General features: G+C 60.1%; 11 protein-coding genes. 9 read left to right on the top strand and 2 right to left on the bottom strand.

Features of this window, described 5'->3' with window-relative positions; genetic code table 11:
• Nucleotides 1-72 precede the first annotated feature (72 nt).
• The 6 genes from AC1DWM_RS03460 to AC1DWM_RS03485 all read left to right on the top strand — a co-directional run bounded on the left by AC1DWM_RS03460 (nt 73) and on the right by AC1DWM_RS03485 (nt 7,017).
• Complete coding sequence (locus AC1DWM_RS03460; protein ID WP_477794652.1) at nt 73-1,089, top strand: AraC family transcriptional regulator; 1,017 nt, start codon at nt 73-75, stop codon at nt 1,087-1,089.
• 278 nt (nt 1,090-1,367) lie between these two features.
• A complete protein-coding gene (locus tag AC1DWM_RS03465; protein WP_223513588.1) occupies nt 1,368-3,032 on the top strand; it encodes an AMP-binding protein in 1,665 nt (554 codons plus the stop codon).
• Between the two features lie 16 nt (nt 3,033-3,048).
• Nucleotides 3,049-3,810, top strand: coding sequence for an SDR family NAD(P)-dependent oxidoreductase (locus tag AC1DWM_RS03470; RefSeq protein WP_223513590.1), 762 nt, complete (start codon nt 3,049-3,051; stop codon nt 3,808-3,810).
• Nucleotides 3,811-3,821: 11 nt separating this feature from the next.
• On the top strand, nt 3,822-5,015 hold the full coding sequence (locus tag AC1DWM_RS03475; RefSeq protein WP_477794627.1) for an acetyl-CoA C-acyltransferase: 1,194 nt from the start codon (nt 3,822-3,824) through the stop codon (nt 5,013-5,015).
• 86 nt (nt 5,016-5,101) lie between these two features.
• Nucleotides 5,102-6,229, top strand: coding sequence for an acyl-CoA dehydrogenase (locus AC1DWM_RS03480; protein WP_150779819.1), 1,128 nt, complete (start codon nt 5,102-5,104; stop codon nt 6,227-6,229).
• 14 nt (nt 6,230-6,243) lie between these two features.
• On the top strand, nt 6,244-7,017 hold the full coding sequence (locus AC1DWM_RS03485; RefSeq protein WP_223513596.1) for an enoyl-CoA hydratase: 774 nt from the start codon (nt 6,244-6,246) through the stop codon (nt 7,015-7,017).
• A gap of 98 nt (nt 7,018-7,115) precedes the next feature.
• On the opposite strand, the gene AC1DWM_RS03490 is transcribed toward AC1DWM_RS03485, so the two are convergent.
• Together AC1DWM_RS03490 and AC1DWM_RS03495 are read right to left on the bottom strand one after the other, a co-directional pair.
• Nucleotides 7,116-8,267 (bottom strand): acyl-CoA dehydrogenase family protein, encoded by a 1,152-nt coding sequence (locus AC1DWM_RS03490; RefSeq protein ID WP_477794628.1) that lies wholly within the window; start codon nt 8,265-8,267, stop codon nt 7,116-7,118.
• Between the two features lie 3 nt (nt 8,268-8,270).
• Entirely contained in the window at nt 8,271-9,377 is a 1,107-nt protein-coding gene (locus AC1DWM_RS03495) for an enoyl-CoA hydratase/isomerase family protein (RefSeq protein ID WP_223513603.1), read from the bottom strand.
• 490 nt (nt 9,378-9,867) lie between these two features.
• On the opposite strand from AC1DWM_RS03495, the gene AC1DWM_RS03500 reads away from it, so the two are divergent.
• The 3 genes from AC1DWM_RS03500 (at nt 9,868) to AC1DWM_RS03510 (ending at nt 12,142) form a co-directional block, all read left to right on the top strand.
• Nucleotides 9,868-10,647: a transporter substrate-binding domain-containing protein gene (locus AC1DWM_RS03500; protein WP_223513605.1), complete on the top strand. Its 780-nt coding sequence runs from the start codon at nt 9,868-9,870 to the stop codon at nt 10,645-10,647.
• Nucleotides 10,648-10,709: 62 nt separating this feature from the next.
• Complete coding sequence (locus AC1DWM_RS03505; protein WP_223513609.1) at nt 10,710-11,435, top strand: ABC transporter permease; 726 nt, start codon at nt 10,710-10,712, stop codon at nt 11,433-11,435.
• Nucleotides 11,432-12,142, top strand: coding sequence for an ABC transporter permease (locus AC1DWM_RS03510; RefSeq protein ID WP_223513612.1), 711 nt, complete (start codon nt 11,432-11,434; stop codon nt 12,140-12,142). Before AC1DWM_RS03505 ends, AC1DWM_RS03510 begins: the two co-directional genes overlap by 4 nt.
• The last annotated feature ends 30 nt before the right edge of the window (nt 12,143-12,172 follow it).

Genomic DNA, 12,172 nt, shown 5'->3' on the forward strand with positions numbered 1-12,172 from the left:
GCGGATCTCCTACAGGGAGCTGCGTGCGGTAAGATGCCCGCACTCAAAAAACAACAAGGCTCACCGCGCTCAATGTCGGAAAAAGACACCATCTCCATTCAACTGGTGCGCGAAGCGCTGCTGCAAAGTTGCGCCCCCGGCCAGGCCACCGAAGAGGTGTTGAACAAGGTCGGTATCGAACCAGCGCTGCTGCAAAACGCCAATGCCCGCGTCCCGGCCACCGCGTATGCGCGGCTCTGGCGCTTACTGGCCCGGCGCGGCGACGACGAGTTTTTTGGCATGGACCCGCGCAAGCTCAAGTCCGGCAGCCTGGAGTTTCTGTGCCGCTGTTCGATGGTCCAGCCGAGCCTTGGCGCCGGGCTGACGTCAGGCCTGAGCTTTCTGTCGTTAATGCTTGAACACATGCCCGCGCAACTGGTTCGCCAACAAAGCCTGGCCGAAATCGTGTTGTTGGAAGACGACCAGGACCCGCGCCGCGCCTTTACCTATTTCACCTATTGGATGATCGTTCATGGCGTTGCCTGCTGGCTGGCTGGACGGCGGATACCGATTCTGGCGGTAGAGTTACGCTGTGCGGCGCCGGATTTTTGCGATGACTATCAGGTGATGTTCTCCGAGAACCTGCGCTTTGACCGGCCGCGCACCCGGATGATTTTCTCGGCCGACTGCCTGGATTTGCCGATCAAGCGCAGCGCTGAAGAACTCAAGCGCTTTCTGGCCCATGCACCGGCCAATATTCTGGTCAAGTACCGTGATCCAGAGAGCCTGGCAAGCCGGATCAAACACGATTTGCGGCAACTCCCCGCCGCACAGTGGCCGGAAACCGAGCCGCTGGCGCAGCAACTGTGCATGTCGGCCTCGACCTTACGCCGGCGCCTGGCGGAGGAAGGGCAGACCTATCAAGGGCTCAAGGACAGCGTGCGCAAGGAACTGGCCATTGTCTGGCTGGCGGAGCCGAATATCAGCTTTGCCGAGATCGCCACGCGGTTGGGGTTTGCTGATGCCAGTTCGTTCTACAAGGCGTTTCGCAAGTGGTCGGGGTCTAATCCGGGGCATTACCGGAGTTTGATTCTGAACGAAGCTCACTGATCCTCCGTTGTCGTGCTTGTGCCGACGCCATCGCTGGCAAGCCAGGCTCCTACAGGGGGTTGTGGTTTGAACACTCCCTAAGCCACACCAAAATCCTCTGTAGGAGCCTGGCTTGCCAGCGATGGCATCCGTCCAGGCGATACATCCTTCAAATCTTGGCCAAACCAGTCAAGCAACTTGATAACTTTGACCATTGCCCTGTACTGCCCACGGAGCGAGTATTTCTCTGGTTTTTTACGGTTCCCCCAGCCTAATAAAAATACAAAGGGATTCTGGCAATGCGCGATTATCTGTCTGCTTCATCACAGTTCAATTATCAGCACACCGTCGACGCCGCGCTCAGCGGTTCCCTGCAAGCCCTCAACGCCTGTGTCGAGTGTTGCGACCGACATGCTTTGCCAGGGCGCATCGCGCTGTTCTGGGAAGGTCGCGACGGCGCCAGCGCCACGTACACCTTCAGCGACTTGCAGGACAAAGCCGCGCGCTTTGCCAATTTCCTGCTGGCCCAAGGGGTGAAGAAGGGCGACAAGGTCGCCGGTCTCCTGCCACGTAACATCGAATTATTGATCACCGTGTTTGCCACCTGGCGCATCGGTGCGGTGTATCAGCCGCTGTTTACCGCTTTTGGCCCGAAAGCCATCGAACACCGCCTCGGCAGCTCGGCTGCCAAAGTCGTGGTGACCGACGCGGTCAATCGCTCGAAACTCGCTGAAGTGGCCGACTGCCCGACCATCGTCACCGTCGGCGGTGCAAAAGGCCAAGGTATCGTCCGTGGCGATTACAGCTTCTGGGCCGAGCTGGCCAATTATTCCCCAGATTGCGAACCGGTGCTGCTGACCGGCGAAGACCCGTTCCTGCTGATGTTCACCTCGGGCACCACCGGCCCGTCGAAAGCGTTGTCGGTGCCGCTCAAAGCCATCGTCGCGTTCCAGAGCTACACCCGCGACGCCGTGGATTTGCGCCCCGAAGACGCGTTCTGGAACGTTGCCGATCCGGGCTGGGCCTACGGCATCTATTTCGGCGTCACCGGGCCGATGGCGATGGGGCATCCGATCACCTTTTACGATGGTCCGTTCACCCTCGAAAGCACCTGCCGGGTGATCAACAAATATGGGATCACCAACCTTACCGGTTCACCGACGGCTTACCGTCTGCTGATCGCTGGCGGCGACGAGTTCGCCAAATCGATCAAGGGCAAGCTGCGCATCGTCAGCAGCGCCGGCGAGCCGCTTAACCCGGAAGTGATCCGCTGGTTTGCCGACAATCTTGGCGTGGTCATCCACGACCATTACGGCCAGACCGAACTGGGCATGGTCCTGTGCAACCACCACGCACTGGAGCATCCGGTCCATGTCGGCGCCGCCGGTTTTGCTTCACCTGGCCACCGCATCGTGGTGCTGGACGACCAATACAAAGAACTTGGCGTCGGCCAGCCAGGCATTCTGGCCATAGACCGCACCCAGTCACCCATGTGCTGGTTCAATGGCTACGAAGGCGCGCCGACCAAAGCGTTCGTCGGCGACTATTATTTAAGTGGTGACACCGTGGAGTGGAACCCGGACGGCAGCATCAGCTTCGTCGGTCGCAGTGATGACGTGATCACCACATCCGGCTACCGCGTCGGCCCATTCGACGTGGAAAGTGCGTTGATCGAACATCCGGCCGTGATCGAGGCGGCTGTGGTTGGCAAACCCGATCCGGAGCGCACCGAACTGGTCAAAGCCTTCGTCGTGATTTGCGAGCAATACCGCGCCACGCCGGAGCTGGCCGAAGAGTTGCGCCAACATGTGCGCAAGCGTCTGGCGGCGCATTCCTATCCCCGTGAAATTGAATTTGTCAGCGAGTTGCCGAAAACCCCAAGCGGCAAATTGCAGCGCTTTATCTTGCGCAACCAGGAAATCGCCAAGGCTCAAGAGGCCGCGGCAAAGAACGTTTCAGCTTGAATCCAAGGAAACAATGATGCAGATCGAAAACAAGGTTTTTCTCGTCACCGGCGGTGCTTCCGGTCTGGGTGCTGCAACGGCTGAAATGCTGGTCGCAGCCGGCGCCAAAGTGATGCTGGTGGACATGAATGCCGAGGCCGTTGCGGCGCAGGCCCAGCGTCTGGGCGCGCAAAGCGTGGTCGCGGACATCAGCAACGAAGCGGCTGCCGAAGCGGCGGTGCAGGCGACGGTCAAAGCCTTTGGCGGCCTGAATGGGCTGGTCAATTGCGCCGGTATCGTGCGTGGCGAGAAAATCCTCGGCAAAAACGGCCCACATGCTTTGGCCAGTTTCAGCCAGGTGATCAACGTCAACCTGATCGGCAGCTTCAACATGCTGCGCCTGGCGTCTGCTGCCATTGCTGAAACCGAGCCGGATGCCGACGGCGAGCGCGGCGTGATCATCAACACCGCTTCGGCTGCCGCCTACGACGGCCAGATCGGCCAGGCTGCTTATGCCGCCTCCAAAGGTGCCATTGTCAGCCTGACCTTGCCCGCCGCCCGTGAACTGGCGCGCTTTGGCATCCGTGTGATGACCATCGCTCCGGGCATTTTCGAAACGCCGATGATGGCCGGCATGACGCAGGAAGTCCGCGATTCGCTGGCCGCTGGCGTGCCATTCCCGCCGCGCCTGGGCAAACCGGGCGAGTACGCCGCGCTGGTCCGGCATATCATTGAAAACAGCATGCTCAATGGCGAGGTGATCCGTCTCGACGGTGCCTTGCGCATGGCCGCCAAGTAAGGAGATTTGTCATGACAATTGCCAACGATCCCATCGTTATCGTCAGCGCCGTCCGTACCCCCATGGGCGGTTTTCAGGGCGAACTGAAAAGTCTGACTGCGCCGCAACTCGGCGCAGCAGCGATCCGCGCGGCGGTCGAACGCGCCGGCATCAAAGCCGAGTCGGTCGAAGAAGTGCTGTTCGGCTGCGTACTGTCCGCCGGCCTCGGCCAGGCACCGGCACGTCAGGCAGCGCTAGGGGCCGGGCTGGATAAGTCGACCCGTTGCACCACGCTGAACAAGATGTGCGGTTCGGGCATGGAAGCGGCGATTCTGGCCCACGACATGTTGGTGGCCGGCAGCGCCGACGTGGTGGTGGCGGGGGGCATGGAAAGCATGTCCAACGCGCCTTATCTGCAGGACCGCGCGCGTAGCGGCTATCGCATGGGCCACGGTCGTGTGCTCGATCACATGTTCCTCGACGGCCTGGAAGATGCCTACGACAAGGGGCGCCTGATGGGCACCTTTGCCGAGGATTGCGCCGAAACCAACGGCTTCACCCGCGAAGCTCAAGACACGTTTGCCATCGCTTCGACCACCCGCGCGCAGCAGGCGATCAAGGACGGCAGCTTCAATGCCGAGATCGTCCCGGTGTCGGTCATGGTCGGTAAAGAACAGGTGCTGATCAGCAATGACGAACAGCCGCCGAAAGCCAAGCTGGACAAGATTACTTCGTTGAAACCGGCGTTCCGCGACGGCGGCACGGTGACAGCGGCGAACTCCAGCTCGATCTCCGATGGCGCGGCGGCACTGGTGTTGATGCGCCGTTCCGAAGCCGAGAAACAAGGGCTGAAACCGCTGGCAGTGATTCACGGGCACGCAGCGTTTGCTGACACCCCGGGCTTGTTCCCGGTGGCACCGGTGGGCGCGATCAAAAAGCTGATGAAGAAAACCGGCTGGTCGCTGGACCAGGTCGATCTGTTCGAAGTGAACGAAGCTTTCGCTGTGGTCAGTCTGGTGACCATGGCCAAACTGGAAATCCCCCACGAGAAGGTCAACGTTCACGGCGGCGCGTGCGCCTTGGGCCACCCGATCGGTGCGTCTGGTGCGCGGATTCTCGTAACCTTGCTCTCTGCCCTGCGCCAGAAAGGCCTGAAACGCGGCGTTGCAGCAATCTGCATCGGCGGCGGCGAAGCCACGGCCATGGCCGTTGAATGCCTCTTGTAGGAGCACGGCTTGCCGGCGATGGGGGCCTTGAGATCGCCATCGCGAGCAAGCTCGGCTCCTACAGGGCTTATTTTTAAGGATTTGGCATGATTCCCAATGACGAACAACTGCAGATCAGCGAAGCGGCCCGGCAGTTTGCCCAGGAACGGCTGAAACCGTTCGCCGCCGAGTGGGATCGCGAGCACCGCTTCCCCAAGGAAGCCATCGGTGAAATGGCCGCGCTGGGCTTCTTCGGCATGTTGGTGCCGGAGCAGTGGGGTGGTTGCGACACCGGATACCTAGCCTACGCCATGGCGCTGGAAGAAATCGCCGCCGGTGACGGCGCGTGCTCGACCATCATGAGCGTGCATAACTCGGTCGGTTGCGTGCCGATCCTCCACTACGGCAACGACGACCAGAAAGAGCGCTTCCTCAAGCCCTTGGCCAGCGGAGCGATGCTGGGCGCCTTTGCCTTGACCGAACCGCAAGCCGGTTCCGACGCCAGCGGCTTGAAAACCCGCGCGCGTCTGGAAGGCGATCACTACGTGCTCAATGGCTGCAAGCAGTTCATTACCTCCGGGCAGAACGCCGGGGTGGTGATTGTATTCGCTGTCACTGACCCGAGCGCCGGCAAACGTGGCATCACCGCGCTGATCGTGCCGACCGATTCGCCAGGCTACAAAGTCGCCCGAGTCGAAGACAAACTCGGTCAGCACGCGTCCGACACCTGCCAGATTCTGTTTGAAGACGTGAAAGTCCCGGTCGCAAACCGTCTGGGCGAGGAGGGCGAAGGTTACCGAATTGCCTTGGCCAACCTCGAAGGCGGCCGCGTCGGCATCGCTTCGCAATCGGTGGGCATGGCCCGCGCCGCCTTCGAAGCGGCCCGCGATTACGCCCGTGAGCGCGAGAGTTTTGGCAAGCCGATCATCGAACACCAGGCGGTTGCATTCCGTCTGGCCGATATGGCCACGCAAATCGCCGTGGCCCGGCAGATGGTGCATTACGCGGCGGCATTGAGGGACAGCGGTAAACCGGCACTGGTCGAAGCGTCCATGGCCAAACTGTTCGCCTCGGAAATGGCCGAAAAGGTCTGTTCTTCGGCGTTGCAAACCCTCGGCGGTTACGGTTACCTCAACGACTTCCCGCTGGAGCGGATCTACCGCGACGTGCGGGTCTGCCAGATCTACGAAGGCACCAGCGATATTCAACGCATGGTTATCTCGCGCAATTTATAAGAAGGAGTCCATCTGTGAGTTACGAAACGATTTTGCTGGAAATCCAGGGTCGCGTCGGCCTGATTACCTTGAACCGCCCGCAAGCGCTGAACGCATTGAATGCGCAGATCGTCAGCGAACTGAACCACGCCCTCGATGGACTGGAAGCCGACTCGAACATCGGCTGCATCGTGCTGACCGGCTCGAAAAAAGCCTTCGCCGCCGGTGCCGACATCAAGGAAATGGCCGAGCTGACCTATCCGCAAATCTACATCGACGACTTGTTCAGCGACAGCGACCGCGTGGCCAACCGCCGCAAGCCGATCATCGCGGCGGTCAACGGTTTTGCCCTGGGCGGTGGTTGTGAACTGGCACTGATGTGCGACTTCATCCTGGCTGGCGACAACGCCAAATTCGGCCAGCCGGAAATCAACCTCGGCGTGCTGCCGGGCATGGGCGGCACCCAGCGCCTGACCCGCGCCGTGGGCAAGGCCAAGGCCATGGAAATGTGTCTGAGCGGGCGTTTGATCGATGCCGTGGAAGCGGAGCGCTGCGGAATCGTCGCGCGGATCGTCCCGGCGGATGAACTGTTGGACGAAGCGCTGAAAGTCGCGGCGTTGATCGCGAAGAAGTCGCTGCCGATTGCGATGATGGTCAAGGAAAGCGTCAACCGCGCATTTGAAGTGAGCCTGTCCGAAGGCGTGCGCTTTGAGCGTCGGGTGTTCCATGCGGCGTTTGCGACGCAGGATCAGAAGGAAGGGATGGCGGCGTTTATTGCCAAGCGTGAGGCGGAGTTCGTCGGTAAGTAATGTAGCGTTCTTGCTGACGCCATCGCGGGCAAGCCCGGCTCCCACAGGTTATACGCAATCCTGTAGGAGCCGAGCTTGCTCGCGAAGCTTTTAAGGCTTCAAACCAGATAGTTTTTGAGTTCGCGGGCGATCACCATTCGTTGAATCTCGCTCGACCCTTCGTAAATCTGCGTGATCCGCGCATCCCGGTAGTACTTCTCCACCGGATAGTCTTCCAGATACCCATAACCGCCATGAATCTGAATCGCGGACGAGCACACCTTCTCGGCTATTTCCGAGGCGAATAGTTTGGCCTGTGATGCTTCCGACAGGCAGGGTTTGCCGGCTGTGCGCAGGCGTGCCGCGTGCAGGATGAGCAATCGCGCGGCGTTCAACTGCATGTGCATGTCGGCGAGCATATTGGCGATGCTCTGGTGTTCATTGATCGTTTTGCCGAACTGCACCCGATCCCGTGAATAAGCCAGCGCTGATTCGAACGCCGCACGGGCAATGCCCAACGCTTGCGCGGCGATGCCGATGCGGCCGCCTTCGAGGTTGGACAGGGCGATGGCCAGGCCTTTGCCACGTTCACCTAGCAGGTTGGCTTCGGGAATCGTGCAGTTGTTCAGCGTCACTGCGCAGGTGTCGGAGGCGCGGATGCCCATCTTGTGTTCGGTGCGATCCACGATAAAACCGGCGGTGTCGGTCGGCACCAGAAACGCCGATATACCGCGCTTGCCCAGGTCCGGATCGGTCACGGCAAACACAATCGCCAGTTTCGCCCGTTTGCCGTTGCTGACAAATTGCTTGGCTCCGTTGATCACCCACTGGCCGTCGCGCAGTTCGGCGCGAGTGCGCAGGTTGTGCGCTTCGGAACCCGCTTGCGGTTCGGTCAGGCAGAAGCAGCCGATGGCCTGGCCGCTGGCGAGATCCGGCAGCCAGGTCTGTTTTTGTTCTTCAGTGCCATAGTTCAAAACGGGGCCGCATCCGACGGAGTTGTGGATGCTCATCAGCGCACCGGTAGCACCGTCGCCCGCTGAAATCTCTTCCACCGCCAGCGCGTAGGCGACGTAGTCGACATAGGTGCCGCCCCATTCTTCAGGCACCACCATGCCCAGCAGGCCCAGCTCACCCATCTTCGCCACCAGACCGTCGTCGATCCAGCCAGCCTTTTCCCAGGCTTGTGCGTGGGGCGCGATCTCGCCACGGGCAAAATCCCGGGCCATGTCGCGGATCATGACTTGCTCTTCACTCAATTCGATATCGTGCATGGCTCAGTTCCCGCTTTCATCAAGGCCGGTGAAGAAACTCGCGACGTGCTCGGCGTCCAGCGCCTGCAAGGTCGGCGGATTCCAGCGCGGGCTCTTGTCTTTGTCTATCAGCAAGGCGCGCACGCCTTCGATCAGGTCGCCGCGCTCGAACCACTGACGGTCCAGGTGCAGCTCAAGGGCGAAGCAATCCTCCAGATCCAAGTGCCGACCGCGACGGAGCATTTCCAGGGTCACACCCATGGCCAGGGGCGAACGGCTTTGCAGCAAGTCGGCGGTGGTGACCGCCCACTCACGGCTATCAGCAATCGTCACTTCACGCAGTTGCTCAACAATACTCGGCACATCGGGCAAGGCGAAGAAGTGGTCGATGGCCGGGCGCAATGCTTCTAACGGTGCATCGGGCAGTTGCTGTACCGCGAGTTTAGACAGCAAGCCCTGGAGGTCTTTGAGCGGCGTGTCGTGCCATTCGAGCTGATCGAGCTTCTCGTCAAGCGTGGCCAGCTTTTTACTGTCCAGATACCAGTCGGCAAGCCCGCAATACAGCGCATCGGCTGCGCGAATCTGTACGCCGCTGACGCCGAGGTACATCCCCAATTCGCCGGGGATGCGTGGCAGGAAATAGCTGCCGCCGACGTCCGGGAAGTAACCGATGCCAACTTCCGGCATCGCCAGACGGCTTTTTTCGGTGACCACCCGCAAATCCGCGCCTTGCACCAGGCCCATACCGCCGCCCAGCACGAAGCCGTCCATCAAGGCGAGTACAGGTTTACGGTAGTGGTGAATCGTCAGGTCGAGGGCGTATTCCTCGACAAAGAAATCCTGGTGCAGTGTGTCGCCGCTTTTGTAGCTGTCATACAGCGAGCGAATATCGCCACCGGCACAGAAGGCTTTCTCGCCGGCACCGCGTAACACCACAGCATGCACCTGAGAATCCTGAGCCCAGGCGTCCAGCTGACGTTGCAGGTTGCGCACCATGTCCAGGGTCAAGGCGTTAAGGCCGGCGGGGCGGTTGAGGGTCAGGTGACCGATGTGGTTGCGAACCTCGGCCAGCACTTCGTTTTGCGTGGCGTCCATGGACGAAGTCCCCTTCGATAAAACCTGAGCAGTCATCACTAACTCCCTGCTTTTATTGTTCTTTATAGAGATGCTCGCGCGCGAGCGATGCTGGATCGTACCAGTGCAAATTTGTGATGTACAACCCGGATATATGCAGGTTCTGTCTGCGTTTTTGCCTTAAGGCTGCTCGAAGGTTCGCAGCCTTCGGCGGCGCCGGCCTGGACCTGTAGAAGCTGTCGAAGGCTTCTTCGATGACCGACGACAGAATCGGCTGTGAAACGCCTGCGTTCAGCGCAGTTGAGCTGTCTGGACCGGGCCTTACGACACCTGCGCCGTCCCGGCAATTGGCATTCTGGCGGTCCGTTTCAAGCACAACTGCGCTGCGCTTGAAGCGGCTGCACCCCGACGACTGGCTCGACCGGTCGATAACAACAACAAATACGGCTGCGGTGAATACCGCATCGACTCTCTGCCCCTGTCAAAAAGTGTGGTTCGGCGCCAGCGCCAGGCCGCGATAACTCCAAATAATCCGGGACTCAAGAAGATGAACATCAAATGGCTGACCTTGCCGGCACTTGCGTTGCTGTGCTGCTCCACTGGCGCCAGCGCCAAGGAATGGAAAGAGCTGCGCTTCGGCGTCAACCCAAGCTACCCACCTTTTGAATCCACCACCGCGGATGGCGGTGTGCAAGGGTTTGGCGTGGACCTGGGCAATGCGATCTGTGTCGAGCTGAAGTTGACGTGCGTGTGGGTCAGCAATGATTTTGACGGGCTGATCCCGGGCCTCAAGGCCGGCAAATTCGATGCGATCGAGTCCTCGATGACCGTCACCGATACACGCAAAAAACAGATCGACTTCACCGATCGCCTGTATGCCGGGCCGACCGCCATCGTCACCCGCAAAGACTCCGGGTTGCAGCCCAACGTCGAGTCCCTGCGCGGCAAGACCATCGGTTACATGCAGGGCACGATTCAGGAAACCTACGCCAAGGCCAAACTGGGGCCGGGTGGCGTGAAGCTGCGCGCTTATCAGAATCAGGACCAGGTGTACGCCGACCTGGTTTACGGCCGTCTCGATGCGTCGATTCAGGACAAGCTGCAAGCGCAGATGAGCTTCCTGATATCGCCTCAGGGCGCAGACTTCCAGAACAGCGAAGGCATCAGCGACCCCCTGGTGCCGTCGGAAATCGCCATTGGTGTGCGCAAGGACAACGAAGAACTCAAAGGCATGCTCAATGCCGCCATCAAGGCCCTGCATGACAAGGGCATCTACGCGCAGATCCAGCAGAAACACTTCGGCGATCTGGACCTCTACAACAACTGATCCTCGCGCCCCGGTCGCTGTGTTGCAGTGACCATTGGGGCGCCTCAAGACAGGTGACTGGCGTGAATTCCTTCCTGAATCTGATCGGGGTCGATCTCTCGGCCCTGCAAGGCTATGGCCCGTTGTTGCTGCATGGCACCTGGGTCACCCTCAAACTGGCGGCGCTCTCTTTGCTGGTGAGCATGGCGCTGGGGTTGCTCGGTGCGGCGGCGAAGTTGTCGCCGCTGAAGCTGTTGAACCTGCCGGCGACCTTTTACACGACGCTGATTCGCGGTGTGCCGGATCTGGTGCTGATGCTGCTGATTTTCTACAGCTTGCAAGGCTGGCTGAGCAGCCTGACCGAGGCCATGGGCTGGCCCTACATGGAAATTGATCCGTTCGTGGCGGGCATCGTCACCCTCGGTTTCATCTACGGTGCGTATTTCACCGAGACCTTTCGCGGGGCGATTTTGAGCGTGCCACGCGGTCAGCAGGAAGCTGCCGCGTGTTTTGGCTTGAATCGCTGGCAGCGCTTTCGCTTTGTGGTGTTCCCGCAAATGATGCGCTTCGCATTGCCGAGCCTGGGCAACAACTGGCTGGTGTTGCTCAAGGCCACGGCTTTGGTATCGATCATTGGTTTGTCGGACCTGGTCAAAGTGGCGCAGGAGGCCGGTAAGAGCACGTTCAACATGCTCGACTTTTTGCTGCTGGCAGCGGCGTTGTATTTGCTGATCACCAGTGCTTCGAACTACGTCTTGCGCGTGTTGGAGCGGCGCTATAACCAAGGCGTGCGGGGGATGGCGCGATGATCGAATTAATTGCCGAATACTGGAAACCCTTCCTGTTCACCGACGGCGACACACTGACCGGCCTGGCCATGACCTTGTGGTTGCTGGTGGCGAGCATCGTGATGGGGTTCTTCCTGTCGCTGCCCCTGGCGATCCTGCGGGTTTCGCGATGGGGCGCGCTACGCTGGCCGGTGCAGTTGTTCACCTATGTGTTTCGCGGTACGCCGCTGTATATCCAGTTGCTGATTTGCTACAGCGGTATCTACGGTATCGCGGTGGTACGTTCGCAACCGCTGCTCGAAGCGTTCTTTCGCGACGCAATGAACTGCACGTTGCTCGCGTTCACCCTGAACACCTGTGCCTATACCGTCGAAATCTTCGCCGGGGCGATTCGCAGCATTCCCTACGGTGAAATCGAGGCCGCCCACGCCTATGGCCTGAGCGGATGGCGCCTGTATGTGCAGTTGATCCTGCCTTCGGCGCTGCGCCGGGCGCTGCCGTATTACAGCAACGAAGTGATCCTGATGTTGCACGCGACGTCGGTGGCGTTCACCGCCACCATTCCGGACATCCTCAAAGTCGCCCGGGATGCCAATGCCGCGACCTTCATGACCTTTCAGGCCTTCGGCATTGCCGGTCTGCTGTACCTCACGCTGTCTTTCGGCCTGGTCGGGGCATTCCGGCTGGCGGAGAAACGCTGGCTGAGTTTCCTCGGTCCGGCTCACTAATTCTTCCCTCCAGAACAGAGCAGAGTCGCG

The organism is Pseudomonas sp. P4_C8 (assembly GCF_056401975.1).